This window comes from Nocardiopsis dassonvillei subsp. dassonvillei DSM 43111, from assembly GCF_000092985.1.
GTDB classification, from domain to species: Bacteria; Actinomycetota; Actinomycetes; order Streptosporangiales; family Streptosporangiaceae; genus Nocardiopsis; species Nocardiopsis dassonvillei.
Genome location: NC_014210.1, coordinates 2,463,454 through 2,479,270, shown reverse-complemented (window position 1 = coordinate 2,479,270; position 15,817 = coordinate 2,463,454). Strand labels below are relative to the sequence as shown.

Annotated in this window: 18 protein-coding genes; 8 read left to right on the top strand and 10 right to left on the bottom strand. The window is 73.3% G+C overall.

The window, feature by feature from the left end; genetic code table 11:
• Nucleotides 1–230: 230 nt before the first annotated feature.
• The 4 genes from NDAS_RS10185 to NDAS_RS10170 all read right to left on the bottom strand — a co-directional run bounded on the left by NDAS_RS10185 (nt 231) and on the right by NDAS_RS10170 (nt 2,234).
• On the bottom strand, nt 231–551 hold the full coding sequence (locus NDAS_RS10185) for a type II toxin-antitoxin system PemK/MazF family toxin (RefSeq protein WP_013153092.1): 321 nt from the start codon (nt 549–551) through the stop codon (nt 231–233).
• The gene (locus NDAS_RS10180) at nt 551–853 is read right to left on the bottom strand and encodes a molecular chaperone GrpE (RefSeq protein ID WP_210746184.1); all 303 of its coding nucleotides are present in this window, start codon (nt 851–853) and stop codon (nt 551–553) included. Before NDAS_RS10180 ends, NDAS_RS10185 begins: the two co-directional genes overlap by 1 nt.
• 73 nt (nt 854–926) lie before the next feature.
• The gene (locus NDAS_RS10175; protein WP_013153090.1) at nt 927–1,691 is read right to left on the bottom strand and encodes a class I SAM-dependent methyltransferase; all 765 of its coding nucleotides are present in this window, start codon (nt 1,689–1,691) and stop codon (nt 927–929) included.
• A gap of 66 nt (nt 1,692–1,757) precedes the next feature.
• A complete protein-coding gene (locus NDAS_RS10170) occupies nt 1,758–2,234 on the bottom strand; it encodes a GNAT family N-acetyltransferase (RefSeq protein ID WP_013153089.1) in 477 nt (158 codons plus the stop codon).
• A gap of 431 nt (nt 2,235–2,665) precedes the next feature.
• Here NDAS_RS10170 and NDAS_RS29270 point away from each other — a divergent pair, with 431 nt between their 5' ends.
• The 3 genes from NDAS_RS29270 to NDAS_RS10155 all read left to right on the top strand — a co-directional run bounded on the left by NDAS_RS29270 (nt 2,666) and on the right by NDAS_RS10155 (nt 4,558).
• Nucleotides 2,666–2,836 (top strand): hypothetical protein, encoded by a 171-nt coding sequence (locus NDAS_RS29270; protein WP_013153088.1) that lies wholly within the window; start codon nt 2,666–2,668, stop codon nt 2,834–2,836.
• Nucleotides 2,837–2,985: 149 nt separating this feature from the next.
• Nucleotides 2,986–3,441, top strand: a complete 456-nt coding sequence (locus tag NDAS_RS10160) for a pyridoxamine 5'-phosphate oxidase family protein (RefSeq protein ID WP_013153087.1) — start codon at nt 2,986–2,988, stop codon at nt 3,439–3,441.
• A 493-nt stretch (nt 3,442–3,934) separates the two neighbouring features.
• Nucleotides 3,935–4,558, top strand: coding sequence for a DUF1349 domain-containing protein (locus NDAS_RS10155; RefSeq protein ID WP_013153086.1), 624 nt, complete (start codon nt 3,935–3,937; stop codon nt 4,556–4,558).
• Between the two features lie 201 nt (nt 4,559–4,759).
• On the opposite strand, the gene NDAS_RS10150 is transcribed toward NDAS_RS10155, so the two are convergent.
• The gene (locus tag NDAS_RS10150; protein WP_013153085.1) at nt 4,760–5,164 is read right to left on the bottom strand and encodes a cupin domain-containing protein; all 405 of its coding nucleotides are present in this window, start codon (nt 5,162–5,164) and stop codon (nt 4,760–4,762) included.
• A 52-nt stretch (nt 5,165–5,216) separates the two neighbouring features.
• Between NDAS_RS10150 and NDAS_RS10145 the strand changes: the two genes are divergently transcribed.
• A complete protein-coding gene (locus tag NDAS_RS10145) occupies nt 5,217–6,251 on the top strand; it encodes a helix-turn-helix domain-containing protein (RefSeq protein ID WP_013153084.1) in 1,035 nt (344 codons plus the stop codon).
• A complete protein-coding gene (locus tag NDAS_RS10140) occupies nt 6,244–6,684 on the top strand; it encodes a VOC family protein (RefSeq protein ID WP_013153083.1) in 441 nt (146 codons plus the stop codon). Before NDAS_RS10145 ends, NDAS_RS10140 begins: the two co-directional genes overlap by 8 nt.
• A 102-nt stretch (nt 6,685–6,786) precedes the next feature.
• Here the strand turns inward: NDAS_RS10140 and NDAS_RS10135 are convergent, their stop codons facing one another.
• The 3 genes from NDAS_RS10135 to NDAS_RS10125 form a co-directional block, all read right to left on the bottom strand.
• Entirely contained in the window at nt 6,787–8,055 is a 1,269-nt protein-coding gene (locus NDAS_RS10135; RefSeq protein WP_013153082.1) for a purple acid phosphatase family protein, read from the bottom strand.
• 401 nt (nt 8,056–8,456) lie between these two features.
• A complete protein-coding gene (locus tag NDAS_RS10130) occupies nt 8,457–9,254 on the bottom strand; it encodes a MerR family transcriptional regulator (protein WP_013153081.1) in 798 nt (265 codons plus the stop codon).
• An 18-nt stretch (nt 9,255–9,272) separates the two neighbouring features.
• Nucleotides 9,273–10,184 (bottom strand): alpha/beta fold hydrolase, encoded by a 912-nt coding sequence (locus NDAS_RS10125; RefSeq protein WP_013153080.1) that lies wholly within the window; start codon nt 10,182–10,184, stop codon nt 9,273–9,275.
• A gap of 114 nt (nt 10,185–10,298) precedes the next feature.
• Between NDAS_RS10125 and NDAS_RS10120 the strand changes: the two genes are divergently transcribed.
• Nucleotides 10,299–11,276, top strand: a complete 978-nt coding sequence (locus NDAS_RS10120) for an aldo/keto reductase (protein ID WP_013153079.1) — start codon at nt 10,299–10,301, stop codon at nt 11,274–11,276.
• Between the two features lie 111 nt (nt 11,277–11,387).
• Here NDAS_RS10120 and NDAS_RS10115 read toward each other — a convergent pair whose 3' ends face one another.
• Nucleotides 11,388–12,119, bottom strand: a complete 732-nt coding sequence (locus NDAS_RS10115) for an alpha/beta fold hydrolase (protein WP_013153078.1) — start codon at nt 12,117–12,119, stop codon at nt 11,388–11,390.
• Between the two features lie 75 nt (nt 12,120–12,194).
• Nucleotides 12,195–13,565, bottom strand: coding sequence for an NADP-specific glutamate dehydrogenase (gene gdhA, locus NDAS_RS10110; protein ID WP_013153077.1), 1,371 nt, complete (start codon nt 13,563–13,565; stop codon nt 12,195–12,197).
• Nucleotides 13,566–14,025: 460 nt separating this feature from the next.
• Here gdhA and NDAS_RS10105 point away from each other — a divergent pair, with 460 nt between their 5' ends.
• Nucleotides 14,026–15,018 (top strand): GlxA family transcriptional regulator, encoded by a 993-nt coding sequence (locus NDAS_RS10105; protein WP_013153076.1) that lies wholly within the window; start codon nt 14,026–14,028, stop codon nt 15,016–15,018.
• Nucleotides 15,019–15,100: 82 nt separating this feature from the next.
• Nucleotides 15,101–15,724: a cysteine hydrolase family protein gene (locus NDAS_RS10100; protein ID WP_013153075.1), complete on the top strand. Its 624-nt coding sequence runs from the start codon at nt 15,101–15,103 to the stop codon at nt 15,722–15,724.
• The last annotated feature ends 93 nt before the right edge of the window (nt 15,725–15,817 follow it).

The window sequence follows — 15,817 nt, the reverse complement described above, 5'->3', positions numbered from 1 at the left end:
CCAGCCGGCCCGGCCGGGTGTCTTCGGGCTCGTCGCCACCTCGCACCCGCCCGGCGCGCGGGTGCGACGGCTGCGCGGCAGTGGTTTCCGGGACGGACGCCGATCACCGAGGACGGGCGAAGGTGATGATCTCCGCGCCCGCGTCGGTGAGCGGACTGCGGTCCCGGTAGCCGCGAGGGCCGCCACCCGCGCAGCACCGCTCGGACGGTGGCCGTAGCGGGGCGGAAGCCTCACAGGCCCAGCGCCGCCCGGAGCCCGTTCGCCACGCAGGTCATGGTCGCGAAGCTGAGCGCTCCCTGGTCCTCGATGAGGTCCTCGCCGTCCAGCAGGGTGATGTCGTCGCACATGACCCGCCCGACGAAGGGGCGGTCGGCGGGCCCCAGCGCCACGACCGTGGTGGTGGGAGTGCGCAGTGTCGTGGTCAGCCGTACCGCCAGGCAGTCTCCCAACGCCCGGTTGCGGTGGTTGTTGGACACCACCACCCAGGATTTGCGCCCGAAGCCGATGTCGGCGGCGTAGACCCGGCCTCGCACCGGAACCAGTGGCGCCATCAGTCGGCCTGCTGGCGGCGGCTGACACGACCGCGCATGGCCGCTCTGGCCTCCCTGTCCTCTCTGGTGTCCTCCTGGGCCATGGCCGCGTACTCCTGGGCCAGGACCTCCTGGGCGACAGCGGTCCGGCCGGCCTCCAGCAGAGCCGCCAGGGCCGCGCTCTCGGACAGTTCGCCTTCGGGCAGTCCGCCCACGAGACCGGAGACGGCGCGGCGCTCGGGAGTCTCGGGGTGTTGGATCCGCTCAGCTATGCAGGCGGCGTTCGCCCGCACCGGCACGGACTTCCTCTTCCTGGTTTCCATGACTCACATTATGCGGCAGAAAGTGATGCAGGTGTCGGGGATTCGCGGCAGTGGTTTCCGGGACGGACGCCGATCACCGAGGACGGGCGAAGGTGATGATCTCCGCGCCCGTGTCGGTGAGCAGACTGCGGTCCCAGTAGCCGTACTGCGCGCTCACGTCGAATCCGGCCTCGGCCAGGAAGCCGTTCAGGGCGTCGGCGTCCAGGAAGCGCAGCGTGCTGCGGCTGCTCCGGGGCTCGTCCCAGTCCTCGACGCGGTAGTCGGAGGTGAAGGTGACCAGGTCGCCCTCCACGCTCTCCAGCCGGTGGACGCAGGTGGCCCTGCGCCCTCCGGGGCCGTCCACGGTGCGCACCCGCTCGGGGGTCCACGCCTCCCAGCCGCGCGCGGCCGGGTTGCGGGTCTCGAACACGAACCGGCCGTCGTCGGTCAGGGCGCGGCGCACGGCGGCCAGGAACTCCCGCACCTCGTCGTCGGTGAGGAACACCTGGAAGGCGTGGCCGGTCATGACGACCAGGTCGAACTCGCCCTCGAAGGGGCCGCCCGCCTCCTCGCCGTAGGGGCCGCGGACCAGGTCACCGAGGATCCACTCGACGTCGTCGCGGTCGCGCCGCCCGACCTCCAGCATCGCGTCGGCCGGGTCGAGGCCGACCAGGCGTCCGGTGTGGCCGCGCTCGCGCGCCACCCGCTGGAGCTTGCCCGTCCCGCAGCCCACGTCCAGGACGGAGCGGGCGTCCATGACGAGGTCGAGGTAGAAGTCGTCCTGGGGCGAGCTCCGCCAGGAGTGGAAGCAGTCGTAGAGCTCGGCCAGGTCCGGTTGGGAGAAGTGTCGGTCGACCATCGGGCCATTGTGGCCGACCGCTCCCCCACCGTCACCGGGTTTTTGGGCGCCCGCGAACACGCGGCGCTACCGACCGAGGCCCTCGCCGTACCCGGTTGATTGGTACCACAGGAACTTTGAGAACCGCACTCCCGACGCGGTGTAGCCGCGCCGAGTGTGGAAGGCGTGGGCCTCGGTCCGTCTGGTCGAGGAGTTCAGCATCGTTCGGGCCGCGCCCCGCTCCACGGCCCAGGCCTCGAACGCGGCGCACAGCGCCGTGCCCACGCCCTTCCCTCGTGCCTCTTCGGCGGTGACCAGCGCGATGAGCTGTGCGGCCGGGGCATCGTCCTCCACCGGGAACAGCAGGTGTCCGGCGGCGAAGCCCAGCAGCTCTCCTGCGGCGGCCTCAGCGACCCAGAGTTCGTAGGTGGGGTCACCAGTCAGCCGTTCGAGGCGACTACGTATCTGCGCGGCCGTCGCGGGGTGCGACAGCGTCGTGTAGAGCGGTACGAGCCCGTCCGCGTCGGCGGTCCGGACCGTACGAGTGGTCGCGTGGGGGGTCATCCTCCGCACGCTACCGAGAAAGTGCGTAGAGCGGTCGCCCCCACCGGTTCCAGGCCTGGCGGGCGGGGCGGACCGGGGCACACCGGGCTTCTGCGCGCCGGGTCGTCGTCCGGGTCCGGCCGATACCGCCGACTCCGCCCGCGAACCGGGTCTACCTGCGAGCACGACCCCCATGACCACCACCGCACCGCACTACCGGGACGGCGCGTGGGCGCCGGGACCCGACCCCGTCAACGAAGCGTGCGCCACCCGGGCCGTCGAGGAGGACCGGACGGACTGCGTCGCCGTGCCGGGTTCAACCGGCGTCCGTTCGCCGAGTACGGCGGTCCCTGAGCTTCCTCCTACGCCCAGCTGTTCAGCGGCGCCGACGGCACGAGCTTCTTCATGCACATCGCCCACGGCGGCTTCGGCAGCACCTGTACCTCCACTCCGTGGTGGACGCGCCGGACCACGCTGCCCGCTGGGCACCCGCGTTCGCCCTCCAGAACGACGAACCCGAACTGGCCCCACCCGAGGTCGGGGCCGCCTCGGCCGTCCCGGGCCTCTCCAAGGACTTCGGCGAGGAGGAGTCGGCCAAGCTGCGGCGGTCCCCTCACCCCTGATCAGGGCTCTGGGCGCGGAGCCGGTTGCGGCGGGGCTCTCGTGGTCGCGGCAGCTCCGTCCGATCCGCCACCGCACACCCCCACGACGGGTTGTCCACAGCTGGGAAAAGCTCCTTCTCCCGCCGCCCCGGGCCGCCTAGCCTGATGTTGTGAGCGAAACCCCCGGCACCCTCAGCCAGCACGAGCACCCCTTCGACGTCGACGCCTTCCTGGCCCGGCCCCTGGTCGCCAGGGTGGCCGCCTCCGACTCCTCCGGCGCGCCCACGGTGCGTCCGGTGTGGTTCCTGTGGGAGGAGGGCGCGGTCTGGTGGATCACCGGCGCCTACTCGCGGATGTCGCGGTTCCTGGCCAAGGACCCCCGGGTCGCGCTGGTCGTGGACACCTGTGACCTGGAGAGGCTGGAGTTCCTCCAGGTCATCATGCGCGGTAAGGCCGAGGTCGTGCCCTACGACGAGGAACGCTCCAGACGCAAGCTCCGCCGCTACCTGGGCGACGACGAGTCCACCTGGCCCGCCGACTTCAAGGACTTCGACGACGACGCACGACTCGTCCGCTTCGTCCCCGAACGGACCATCGTCCAGGACCTGTCCAAGAACCGACCCTGACCCCGCGAGTGCCTGCCGGGCTTCGCCGGACCGGTGCGGAGCCCGGGCCCCGGCACGGTGTGCTCAGACCAGGAAGGAGGACGCGGCGCGCTGCTGTGACACGCAGACCTGGGCGAGGCGTTCGAGAGCACCGGCGCGTGGATCTCCTCAGGTGAAGCCGCGCGGGATCGGGCGGCGGCACCGCACGTGCGTCCGGTCCGACGGTCACGACTGCTTGAGCGCCCAGCGCGTGCCCGGTGGTGGCGTCCACGTGGACGGGCGCCCAGCGCCCTCTGCCGATGCCAGCGTTCCCGTCAGCAGGGGGCGGACCCGGAGGCCTCTCTCCTGGCGGGCCGGTCGGCGGCGCCCGCGTGAGCCTTCGCGCCCGACCCCTTCTAGGCTTACGTGGTCCGCTCCCCCCGCGGCAGCTGTCGAAAGACCCCGCCCCACCCCGCCGGACGGCGGGGCCTGAGGCCTTCCACCCCCTGGCACCACGACACCGGAGGAAGCAGTCATGACCCTCGCCTGGAACGTACCGGGACTGCCCTTCGCCCTCTCCCCGTCCTCCGAAGAGGCATGGGCGGTCGAGAAGGAGACCGGCGCGGTGACGGCCGCCGCGACCGCCCGCAGCGACATCTTCATCGCCCCGGACACGGATCCCCGGGTCGAGGCCGCGGCCACGCTCAACGCCGAGACCCTGCTCGGCGTCCCCCCGGAAGGCGACTTCCAGTTCAGCGCGCGTGTCACCGTCGACTTCGCGTCGGCCTTCGACGCCGGAGTGCTGCTCCTGTGGATCGATGACCGCCACTGGGGCAAGCTCTGCTTCGAGTACTCCCCCGACCGTGAACCCATGGTCGTCTCCGTGGTCACCCGGGGCGTCTCGGACGACGCCAACGGCTTCACCGTCGAAGGCCGGACGGTGTGGCTGCGCGTCTCGCGGATCGGCCGGACCTTCGCCTACCACGCCTCCCTGGACGGCACGGCCTGGCGGATGATCCGGTTCTTCGCCATCGACGACGCCGCGTCCGCCCGGATCGGGTTCGAGGCCCAGTCGCCGACCGGCGACGGCTGCGCCGTCACCTTCGACCACATCCGCTTCACCGGCGAGCGCCTGGCCGAACTGCGGGACGGCTCCTGAGGCGCGGAGCGACCGCGGTACGAGACCCTCCCTGACGGGCTCCGCGCTCCGCCCCGGAGCGCGGGGCCCGCGCTCCGGGGCGGACGAACAGGGCCTCCACGGCGGCTCCGGGCCGGAGGGAGCCCCGGGCCGGGGCGAAGAAGGACGGGACCGACGCTACGGAGCGCCCCGCGTGCGAACCGGTGCGACCGGTCCCCCGCGTCAGCCCGCGTCCAGGGCGTGCCCGGTGGTGGCGTCCACGTGGTCGGGCACCTCCTCGTGCCGGTCGCCCACCGTCAGCGTTCCCGTCGGCTCGAACAGCAGGATGGCGGCCCCGCCGTCGGACTCGGGCCGGTGCTCGGTCCCGCGCGGCACCACGAAGACCGATCCCCTCTCCAGGGTGACCACACGCTCGGCTCCCCCGGCGCGTTCGCGCAACCGGATGCGCAGGTCCCCGTCCAGAAGCAGGAAGAACTCGTCGGTGTCGTCGTGGGCGTGCCACACGTACTCGCCCCGGACCTTGGCCACGCGCACGTCGTAGTCGTTGACCCGGGTGACGATGCGCGGGCTCCACAGCTGCTCGAAGGAGTCCAGCGCGTCGTTCAGGCTGATCGGCTGTTCGCTCATGAGGGCCATCCTGGCGATGGCGCACCGCCCGGGGAAGTGCTAGGAATCGCACATGCCGCAAGGATCCTCGCACCGCGTGGCCCTCGTCGTGGACGAGGGCTCCAATCCCTTCGAGATGAGCGTGGCCACAGAGCTGTTCGGGCTGCGCCGCCCCGAGATCGACCGCCCCTGGTACGACCTGACGGTGTGCGCGGCCGTGCCCGAGGTGCGCGTGCACCGGGGCATGTTCACCCTCGGCGGCCTGGCCGGGCTGGAGGCGGTCGCGAAGGCCGACACCGTCATCGTGCCCAACCGCCCCGACCCCGAGGTGCCGCCCTCCCCGGAGGTGGTGGAGGCCGTGCGCGCGGCGGACCGGCGCGGCGCCCGTCTGGTGAGCTTCTGCAGCGGCGCGTTCACCCTGGCGGCGGCCGGGGTCCTGGACGGCCGCCGGGCCGCCACGCACTGGCGGTTCGAGGAACTGTTCGCCCGGACCTACCCCCGCGTCCGGCTGGAGCGGGACGTGCTGTTCGTGGACGAGGGCCGTGTGCTCACCGCGGCGGGCAGCGCCGCCGCCCTGGACCTGGGGTTGCACCTGATCCGCCGCGACCACGGGGAGGGGGTCGCCAACACCGTCAGCAGACGGCTGGTGTTCACCGCCCACCGCGAGGGCGGGCAGCGCCAGTTCGTGCCCAGGCCCGTCCCCGAGGCAGCCGACACCTCCCTGTCCCCGCTCCTGGACTGGGCGCGCGAGCGCCTGGACTCCCCTCTCACCGTCGCCGGCCTGGCCGCCCGGGCGTCGGTCAGCCCCGCGACCCTGCACCGCCGTTTCCGGGCCGAGCTGGGCACGACCCCGCTGGCCTGGCTGCGCGCCGAGCGGGTGCTGCTGGCCTGCCGCCTGATCGAGGCGGGCGGGATGGGGCTGGAGACGGTCGCCCGCGCCAGCGGCCTGGGCAGCACCGCCAACCTGCGCGCGAGCGTGCGCGCCCACACCGGGGTCAGCCCCTCCGCCTACCGGGAACGCTTCGGGCCGAGGCAGCTGGCTGGGACTTCAGGCCCTCCGGTCCTTCCCTCACCGGACGCCGAACGCGTAGCCTCCGGGCATGTCTGACCTGCCCGCGCGTTTGTCCGTCGTGACGCTGGGAGCCCGGGACCTGCCTGAGCTCCGCCGGTTCTACAGGGCCCTGGGCTGGGAGGAGGTCCCGGCCAGCGGTGACGGCTGGGCGGCCTTCCTCCTGGGCGGCGTCCTGTTGGCCCTGTACCCCGTGGAGGAGTTGGCCGCCGAGGCGGCGGACGGCGCCCCCGGCCCCGTCGGCTGGTCGGGGATCACGCTCGCCTGCAACGTGGACGGCCCCGAGCAGGTGGACAGCGCCTTCGCGGCCGCGGTGCGGGCCGGTGCCACGGTCGTGGCCGAACCGGTGGAGCGCCCCTGGGGAGGCCGGTCGGCGTACGTCGCGGACCCCGAGGGCAACCGCTGGGAGATCGCCTGGGCGTCGGCGGCCAGGTTCGACGGCCGGGGCGCGCTGACCGGCTTCGACGGCTGAGGGCCGTTCCGAGGGCGTTCCGGGCGCCCGCCGTACCGGCGCTCGGGGTCCTTCGTCGCGCCTGGCGCCCCCGGCGAGGGACCGGGGGCGCCGCGCCGGGGCTCAGAGCGTGTCGGTCACGCGCTTGCCGTCGCCCTTGTCGATGGTGAAGGAGTCCACGACCGCGCCGTCGGCGGTGCGGGCGGTGTAGCGCAGGCGGGCGCCGTCCACCTCCACGGCCTGGAAGGTGGAGGTGTCGGTCAGCTGCACGCGCACCTCGGCGCCGTTGTCGGTCCAGTTGGAGGCGGAGGCGTCGTACATCTTGGTGCCGGTCACCGCGACGGTGTAGACCGGGCCGGTCTGCACGTCGGGGTCGTCGGTGCGGTTCGCGGTCAGGTTGCCCCGGCCGTAGGAGTGGTCGTGGCCCTGGAGGACCAGGTCCACGTCGTGCTCCTCCAGGGTGTCGAGCCAGGAGTCGCGCAGGGGGCCGTTGTCGCGGCTGGGGCTGTTGGAGAAGACCGGGTGGTGGAAGGTGACCACCGTCCAGGGGTGGGGGTTGGTGGCCAGGGCCTCCTCCAGCCAGCGCTGCTGGGTGTCCAGCCAGGAGTCGGCGCTCAGCGGCGCCGCGTTGCGGTAGTTGGAGTTGAGGACGACGAAGCGCACGCCCTGGTAGTCGGTGTGGTAGACGGTCTGGGGCAGGTGGCGTCCGCTGGCGGGCCCGTTGCCCGCGCCCGGGAACTGCGGGTTCCAGTACCGGCTCAGGGAGAGCAGCGAGTACTCGTGGTTGCCGGGGGCGGCGAGGTGGTTGACGGTGCCGGTGGCCTCGGGGCCGAAGGCGCCGAACCACTCGGTCCACTGCGACTCGCTGTTGGGCGAGTCGACCAGGTCACCGGAGTGCACGACCAGCTCGGCGTCGGGTTCGGCGGCCAGGGCGGCACGCACCACCGTGGCACCGCCGGTGGAGATGCCGTTCTGGACGTCGCCGAAGTACAGGAAGGTGAAGGGTTCGGCGCCGGAGGCCGCGGTGGTGAAGGTGCGCCAGGGGCTGAAGGCGGTGCCGTCGCCGACGCGGTAGCGGTAGGCGGTGTCGGGGGTCAGACCGGTGGCGGTGGCCGCGTGGAAGGTGCCGCTGGCCGAGCCGGTGTCGGCGCCCTCGACCGTGGTGACCCGGCCGGGGTCGGCGGCGGGGGCGATCTGCATGACCGGCGACCCGGAGCCGTCCGAGCGCCAGGCGAGGGTCTGGGAGGTGGCGGGATCGGCCGTGGGCGAGAGGATCACGCGTTCGGGCGCGGTGGCCGCGGACGCGGCGGGTGCGTTGGCGACGACCGGGGTCAGGGCCAGCAGGGTCGTGCCGAGCAGGGCGAGGGCGGGTCGGGCGGCGAAGCGGGACACGGGGGGTGCCTTTCTGCCGGGGGAACGCTGACGCAGCGAAGGTAACCGCCCGCGCGCAACGCGGTGTGAACGCCCGGGGACGATCCGTCGCGGCACGGTGAACGCCGGGCATGACCGCTGTTACAGGCGCAGGGCACCGGGCCGCCTCCGTCACCGACGGCTTCCGTGCCCGCGATCCCCGGACCGGTGGCCCCGTACCGCGGACTCCGGATCGTCGGCCCCGCGGCGGTGGGCTTACCGGGCGCTCCGGATCGGTGCCCCCCGAAGCGGAGGGGCCCGGACCCGGCGGTCCCGTGCCGGTGGCCCCTGGGCCAGCCGCCCCCGAACCCGGCTGCCTTCGGCCCCGGCGCTCCCCCCGAAGCGCCGCGGCCGCGGCTCCCTCCCCGCCGTGTCCTCCCGTCTCATCCCCTCCGGGGCGCCGCGTCCGGCGCGGGGTCCACGCGTTCGAGCCTGGTCCAGCCGGACCAGCCCCGCTCCTTCAGCAGCTCGATCAGCCGCCGCGCCGGGGGCACCGTGTCGAAGACCAGCCTGTCCATCAGCTCGGCGAGCGCCGGTTCGACATCGGTGTCGTCCACGTAGTCCTCGCCCCGTTCGTCGGCCATCCGCGTGAGGTAGTCGGCCAGTTCGTCGGCCAGCCCGGCCAACCGCGGGTCGTCGCCGCTCCGGCCGAGCGCCCGGCCCAGCACGAGGTAGAAGTCGACGAACCGCGGATCGGCGAGCTGCTCCCGCTTACGCGCCGTCCACTCCGCGATCCGTTCGGGTGAGTGCGCGGCCAGCAGGATCCAGCCCTCGCGCTCGGCCCTGACGATCCGCTCGTGCACCCCGAGCCCCCGCAGCCGGGCGAGGTGGTCGACCACCTCCGGCGGCAGCGCCAGGCCGTCCCCCGCTCTGAGCCGGGCGACCTGCTCGCGGTGCCGCTGCCGCTGCCGGATCTCCGCGCGCAGCCGCGCGTCGATGTCGGCGACCGCCGCGGCGAACTCCTCCTCGTCGGCCCGTAGCAGCTCCCGCACACGCGCCAACGGGACTCCGGCCCCGGCGAGGGTCCTGATCCTGATCAGCTCGACCACGGCGTCGGCGCCGTACCTGCGGTAGCCGGAGCGGTCGCGTTCGGGCTCGGGCAGCAATCCCTTGGCGTGGTAGTGCCGCACCGCGCGCACCGTCACCCCCGCGTACGACGCCAGTTCGCCGATGGTCAGCATCGCACCGATCCCTCCTGGTCAGGGTGTGTGCGAGGGTTCGGCTCGCCCGCCCGTGCCCCGTGTGTCCCGGATGATACGGGCGATCTCCGGGGCGTGGGTGAAGACGAGCTGGTGGTCGGCGTCGAGCCGGTGCACGGCGATGCGCGGCTGCGCGCGGACGAGCCGCGCGACACCGGCACGCCAGTTCCGGTTGAACCGTGTCGCGTGTTCCCCGCCCCTGTCACCGGCCATCGCGGTCGACACGACCATGCTGACGGGCAGGTCGATCCTGTCGTAGCGGTCGAGGATCGTGGACCGGACCCCGTCGATCTCCGTGTTCAGGTCCAAGACCTCCTGGGCGGTGAGCAGCACCTGACGCGCGGTGCCCCGCTCGGCCTCGTGCCGTGCCGCCTGCTCCTGCCACATCGCGCGGAAGAGCGGCAGGTCGGCCTCGGTGACGAACGGTTCGGGCACCGGGTTGGCCCCGTCGAGGAGCACGAGTCCGGCGACGCCGCCGGGGTGCTCGGAGGCGTGGTGCACGGCCAGGTCCGCGCCCAGGGAGTAGCCCACGAGCAGGGGCGCCTCGGGCGGGCCGAGCCGTTCCAGTTCCGCCAGCACGGCGCCGAGGTCGCCGAGGAAGGCCTCGAAGGAGTACCGGTCGGCGGCGGAGGCGAGGCCGTGACCCCTGAGGTCGAAGGTCACCACGTCGTGGTCGCGCCGCAGCAGCCCGGCCAGCTCGCACAGGTCGGCCTGTGTCGTGTGCAGGCCGGGGCACAGGACCAGCGGCCGCCCCCGGCCGCCCCGGGTCACCGGGATGGTGACACCGTCGTGGTGGACCGTGAAGCGCCGCAGCGACCCGGCGCCCCGTCCGTCCCGCTCCTCACCGCGGCCCCGTCCGCGGTACGGCTCGTGGGGCCCGTTCGTCTTGGTCGTGGCGTTCTCGGTGTTCATGCCGCCATGGTGCGGGGTTGACCCGGGGTCAGGGTCAACCCCGCCGCCGGAGCGGAACGCGATCAGGGGAGTCCACGCAGATGGGAACGCTCCCAAGGGCCTAGGATCGCACCCATGGAAACACGCGTACTCGGCCGCACCGGCAACAACGTGGGCGTCATCGGTTTCGGCGCCTGGCAGATCGGAGCCTCCTGGGGCGAGGTCAGCGAGGCCGACGCCCTGGCCGCCCTGCACGCGGCCGCCGACGCCGGTGTCACCTTCTTCGACACCGCCGACGTCTACGGCGACGGCCGCAGCGAGCGGCTCGTCGGCCAGCTGCTCAAGGAGCGCCCCGGCATCACCGTGGCCACCAAGATGGGCCGCCGCGCCGACCAGACCCCCGACAACTACAACCCCGACAACTTCCGCGCCTGGAACGACCGCTCCCGCCAGAACCTGGGCGTGGACACGATCGACCTCGTCCAGCTGCACTGCCCGCCCTCGCGGGTCATCGCCACCGACGCCGTCTTCGACGACCTGGACGCCATGGTCGCCGAGGGCCGCATGCGCGCCTACGGCGTGTCGGTGGAGACCGTGGACGAGGCCCTGACCGCGATCGCCCGGCCCAACGTGGCCACGGTGCAGATCATCCTCAACGCCTTCCGCCACAAGCCGCTGGAGAGGGTGCTGCCCGCCGCCCGCGAGGCCGGGGTCGGCATCATCGCCCGCGTGCCCCTGGCCAGCGGTCTGCTGTCGGGCAGGTTCAGCGCCGACACCGCCTTCGGCGAGGACGACCACCGCAACTTCAACCGCGAGGGCCAGGCCTTCGACAAGGGCGAGACCTTCTCCGGCATCGACTACGCGACCGGACTGGAGGCGGTGGAGCGCCTGCGCCCGCTGGTGCCCGAGGGCGTGACGATGGCCCAGTTCGCACTGCGCTGGATCCTGGACCAGGAGGGGGTCAGCGTGGTCATCCCCGGCGCCCGCAACGCCGACCAGGCGCGCGGCAACGCCTCCGCCGCCGAGCTGGCCCCGCTCGACCCCGAGGTCCGCGCCCGGGTGGCCGAGGTCTACGACGAACTCGTCCGGCCCCAGGTCCACCACCTGTGGTGACGAACGTCTGACCGCCTCCGGGCCCCGACGCCCGGGTGCCCCCGCCTGACGGCTCCGGGGCCGGGGCGCCGACGCGCGCCCTGGCCCCGGAGCCGCGCCCGGACGGGCCGCTCACACCCTGGCGGCCAGGACACGGGCGAACAGGTCCGGGCGTTGGAGGGGTATGCCGTGACCGCATCCCGGCACGGAGGCCAGCCGGCAGCCCGGGAGGGCGTCACGGATGCCGCGCGCGGAATCGCGCATCAGTCCGCGCTCCCGTTCCCCGACCATCACCAGCGCCGGGCCCCCGAAACCGGACCAGCCGGGGGGAAGGGTGAAGCGGATGTTCTCGCCGACGCTGGCGAGAAGGGTCGCACGGCTCATGCGGGCGCTGTCGCGGAGGTAGTCGTCCAGGAGTTCGTCCGGGACGAACAGCTCCCTCGCCTGGAGCCTGGCGAACCACCGCTGTCGCGCGAGCGGCGCGGTCGCGGCGAGCAGGCCCAGGGTCGCGCCCGGGAACCGGAGGGGTCTGGCCTGGGCGCTCACGACGACGGCTCCGGTGACGAGGTCGGGCCGGGTCGCGGCCAGGAGCGTCGTGAGCTGCGCCCCCAGGGAGAACCCCGCGACCAGCGCGCCGCGCGGCGCGCGTTCCTCCAGGACCTCCGCCACGGCCCGGGCGGTCTCCTCGTGTGAGCGGTACGCCTCGTCCGCGCTGCGTCCGTGGCCGGGAAGGTCGGGAACGATCGCGCGGGCCGCGCCCCCGAGCCGCTCCAGCACCGGACGCCACATCCATCCCGCGACGCCGCCGCCGTGCAGCAGCAGGACAGGAGAAGCGTGTGCGTCGCCGGTCTCACGGACGTACACGCCCGCCTCCTCCCAATCGTCGGTGACACCCGGGCCCGGACGGGGCGGGGCCTCTCCGGAGGCCCCGCCCCACCGTTAGATCAGGCCCTGGGCCAGCATCGCGCCCGCCACCCGCTCGAACCCGGCCACGTTGGCGCCCAGCACGTAGTCGCCCGGCGCCCCGTAGCGCTCGGCCGCCTCCTCGCAGCGGTCGTGGATGCCCGCCATCGTCTCGGCCAGCTCGGCCTCGGCGTGCTCGAAGGACCACGACGTGCGCCGCGCGTTCTGGCGCATCTCCAGCACGCTGGTGGCCACACCGCCGGCGTTGGCCGCCTTGCCCGGCGCGAACAGCACACCGGCCTCGCGCAGCACCTTGACCGCCTCGGGTGTGGTGGGCATGTTCGCGCCCTCCGCCACCGCCACCACGCCGTTGCGCACCAGTGTGCGCGCCGCGTCGGCGTCCAGCTCGTTCTGGGTGGCCGAGGGCAGCGCCACGTCGCACGGCACGTCCCAGATGCTGCCGCCCTCGACGTAGTGGGCGCCCCCGCCGCGACGCTCGGCGTAGACGCTGATCCGGGCGCGTTCGACCTCCTTGACCTGCTTGAGCAGGTCCAGGTCCAGGCCCTTGTCGTCCACCACGTAGCCGCCGGAGTCGGAGACGGCCACCACGTTCGCGCCCAGCTGCTGGGCCTTCTCCACCGAGTAGATCGCCACGTTGCCCGACCCGGAGACCACCACGCGCTGGCCGTCCAGAGCGCGGTCCGACCGCTCCAGCATCCGCTGGGTGAAGAGCACGCTGCCGTACCCGGTGGCCTCGGTGCGCACCCGTGAGCCGCCCCACTCCAGGCCCTTGCCGGTGATCACCCCGGCCTCCCAGCGGTTGGCCAGGCGCCGGTACTGGCCGAACAGGTAGCCGATCTCGCGGCCGCCCACGCCGATGTCCCCGGCCGGGACGTCGGTGTGCTCACCCAGGTGGCGGTGCAGCTCGGTCATGAACGACTGGCAGAACCGCTCGATCTCCGCCTCGGAGCGGCCCTTGGGGTCGAAGTCGCTGCCGCCCTTGCCGCCGCCGATGTTCATGCCGGTCAGGGCGTTCTTGAAGATCTGCTCGAAGCCCAGGAACTTGATCACGCCGAGGTTGACGCTGGGGTGGAAGCGCAGCCCGCCCTTGTAGGGGCCCAGCGCGCTGTTGAACTCCACCCGGAAGCCCCGGTTGACGTGCACCCGGCCCTGGTCGTCGCGCCAGGGCACCCGGAAGACCACCTGGCGCTCGGGCTCGCACAGGCGCTCCAGGATGCGCTGTTCGGCGTACTCGGGGTGCCGGGTCAGGGCCGGGGAGAGGTCGTCCAGGACCTCCAGCACCGCCTGCTGGAACTCCGGCTCGTCGGGGTTGCGGCGCACGACGTGCTCGTAGGCGGATCGGACTCCGGGGTGGTGGTCACGGCCTGCCTCGTCGGCGAAGGGCATGGGTGAACGTTCCTTTCAGCACAGGTGGAACGGGCACCCCACACGCCGTTGTGTCGGGAACCTCGAACAAGCGCACGCTGGCGCAACACATGGTGGTGATCCGAGGCCCTGAGGTCCTCACGCCTGCGGATCGTGGCTGTGTGAGGAGTGTATTACCTCGATGTAAACATAAATCCTCCGTGGCCACGGTCGGCCGCCCCCTCCGGGGAACCGGTGTCGCCACAGGTCAGCGCGTGCTCGCACGGAGTCGTCACCGGGAGGGGACCCCCGGCCGCCGCGCGGCGCGTGTTTCCGTCGCGTTGCGCGTACGTGACGCCGCCCGGGGACGGGTCCCACCTCGCGGGCCCCGGCGCCGAGCCGCAGGAGACGCTTCCGGGCCTGGCCGCAGGACCGGACCGGTGTCCGGATGTGACAGCCGGTCGTCATTGCGGTCATGGTCGGCGGCGGTGAGGATGGACCCATGTCCCTTCCGCACCGTGTCGTCATCGGGGTCTTCCCCGACGTCGACCTCCTTGACGTCACCGGCCCGGCCGAGGTCTTCGCGCTGGCCAACCAGGAGGCCCCGGGCCGTGCCGACTACCGGGTCCTCCTCGCCGGGCCGACCCGCGGCGAGGTGCGGACGTCGGCGGGCGTGCGGCTGCTCACCGACGTGTCCTTCGACGACGTCGGCGGACAGGTGGACACGCTGCTGGTACCCGGCGCGGTCGACATGGGCGACGACGGCCCCGTGGCCCGGATCGACTCCGACGTCGTGGCGTGGGTGCGGGAGACCGCCCCCTGCGCCCGGCGGGTGGCGTCGGTGTGCGTGGGCGCGCACGTACTGGCGGCGGCCGGACTGCTGGACGGCAGGACCGCGACCACGCACTGGTCGACCGCCGCGCAGCTCGCCGCCGACCATCCGGCCGTCACGGTCGACCCGGACCCGATCTTCGTCCGCGCCGACCGCGGACGGCTGTGGACGGGCGCCGGGATCAGCGCCTGCCTGGACCTCGCACTCGCCCTGGTGGCCGAGGATCTGGGTGAGGACGTCGCGCTGGCGGTGGCCCGGCAGCTGGTGATGTACCTCAAGCGGCAGAGCGGGCAGAGCCAGTTCTCCGTGCCGCTCAGCCGGCCCGCCTCCGCCCGCCGCGACATCGACGAGCTGCTGCTGTGGATTTCCGACCACCTCGACGAGGACCTGTCCGCGGAGGTGCTGGCGGCCCGGATGCACCTGAGCGAACGGCACTTCGCCCGCGTCTTCGCCCAGGAGACCGGCACCGGTCCCGCCGCCTACGTCGAGGGCGTCCGGGTCGAGGCCGCCCGGCGCCTGCTGGAGACCACCGACGACCCGCTCGACCGGGTCGCGGCCAGGGCCGGGTTCGGCTCGACGGAGACCCTGCACCGGGCGTTCCGGCGACAGCTCGCCACCACCCCCGCCGCCTACCGCCGCCGCTTCCGCACCCAGGCCGCCTGACCCCCGCGCCCACCAGTACTCCCCTCCTGCACCGGCAGGACGGAGAGCTTCGCCATGCCCCGCTTCTCCCGAAAGGCATCCCATGAGCACGAACCAGCCATCCACGACCCTGCGCCGCGTCATCGGTCTGGACGACCAGCCGCCCGGTCTGGGCGACGCCGTCCTGGTCATGATCGACATCCAGAACACCTACCGCACCGGCGTCATGGCGCTGGAAGGCGCCGAGGAAGCCCTCGCGGCCAGCGCCCGGCTGCTGGAGCGCGCCCGCGCCGCGGGCACTCCCGTCGTCCACGTCGTCAACGACGGGGGCGAGGGCACCCCCTACGACATCCACGCCCGCATCGGCGCCATCAGCGACGAGGTCGCCCCGGCCGACGGCGAGCCGGTCGTGGTCAAGCGGTTCCCCGATTCCTTCCACCTCACCGAACTGGAGAGGACCCTGACCGCCCTGGGCGCCGCCCCGGGCAGCGGCAAGGACCTCGTGCTGGCCGGTTTCATGACGCACATGTGCGTCAACTACACGGCCCAGGGCGCCTTCAACCTCGGCTACCGCCCCAGCGTCGTCGCCGAGACCACCGCCACCCGCGCCCTCACCGCTCCGGACGGCACCGTCCTGCCCGCCGCCACCCTCCAGGCCGCCGCCCTGACCACCATCGCCGACCTGTTCGGCACGGTCGTCCCCACCGTCAACGCCCTCACCGACTGACCAGGGCTCCGGCCCCGCACCGCGGGGCCGCCCGCCCCGCCACGGGGCGGCGGGGCGGGCCACACGGGGCGCGGGGCCCGCCCCCGGACCGCG

Bases quoted from the DNA above. Each gene is read 5' to 3' on its own strand.
- NDAS_RS10145 (WP_013153084.1), top strand. From the start codon at position 5,217: ATGCCGCAAGGATCCTCGCACCGCGTGGCCCTCGTCGTGGACGAGGGC.
- NDAS_RS10175 (WP_013153090.1), bottom strand. From the start codon at position 1,691: ATGGTCGACCGACACTTCTCCCAACCGGACCTGGCCGAGCTCTACGAC.
- NDAS_RS10185 (WP_013153092.1), bottom strand. From the start codon at position 551: ATGGCGCCACTGGTTCCGGTGCGAGGCCGGGTCTACGCCGCCGACATC.
- NDAS_RS10170 (WP_013153089.1), bottom strand. From the start codon at position 2,234: ATGACCCCCCACGCGACCACTCGTACGGTCCGGACCGCCGACGCGGAC.
- NDAS_RS10150 (WP_013153085.1), bottom strand. From the start codon at position 5,164: ATGAGCGAACAGCCGATCAGCCTGAACGACGCGCTGGACTCCTTCGAG.
- NDAS_RS10125 (WP_013153080.1), bottom strand. From the start codon at position 10,184: ATGAACACCGAGAACGCCACGACCAAGACGAACGGGCCCCACGAGCCG.
- NDAS_RS10120 (WP_013153079.1), top strand. From the start codon at position 10,299: ATGGAAACACGCGTACTCGGCCGCACCGGCAACAACGTGGGCGTCATC.
- NDAS_RS10155 (WP_013153086.1), top strand. From the start codon at position 3,935: ATGACCCTCGCCTGGAACGTACCGGGACTGCCCTTCGCCCTCTCCCCG.
- NDAS_RS10180 (WP_210746184.1), bottom strand. From the start codon at position 853: ATGGAAACCAGGAAGAGGAAGTCCGTGCCGGTGCGGGCGAACGCCGCC.
- NDAS_RS10130 (WP_013153081.1), bottom strand. From the start codon at position 9,254: ATGCTGACCATCGGCGAACTGGCGTCGTACGCGGGGGTGACGGTGCGC.
- NDAS_RS10105 (WP_013153076.1), top strand. From the start codon at position 14,026: ATGTCCCTTCCGCACCGTGTCGTCATCGGGGTCTTCCCCGACGTCGAC.
- gdhA (WP_013153077.1), bottom strand. From the start codon at position 13,565: ATGCCCTTCGCCGACGAGGCAGGCCGTGACCACCACCCCGGAGTCCGA.
- NDAS_RS10140 (WP_013153083.1), top strand. From the start codon at position 6,244: ATGTCTGACCTGCCCGCGCGTTTGTCCGTCGTGACGCTGGGAGCCCGG.
- NDAS_RS10100 (WP_013153075.1), top strand. From the start codon at position 15,101: ATGAGCACGAACCAGCCATCCACGACCCTGCGCCGCGTCATCGGTCTG.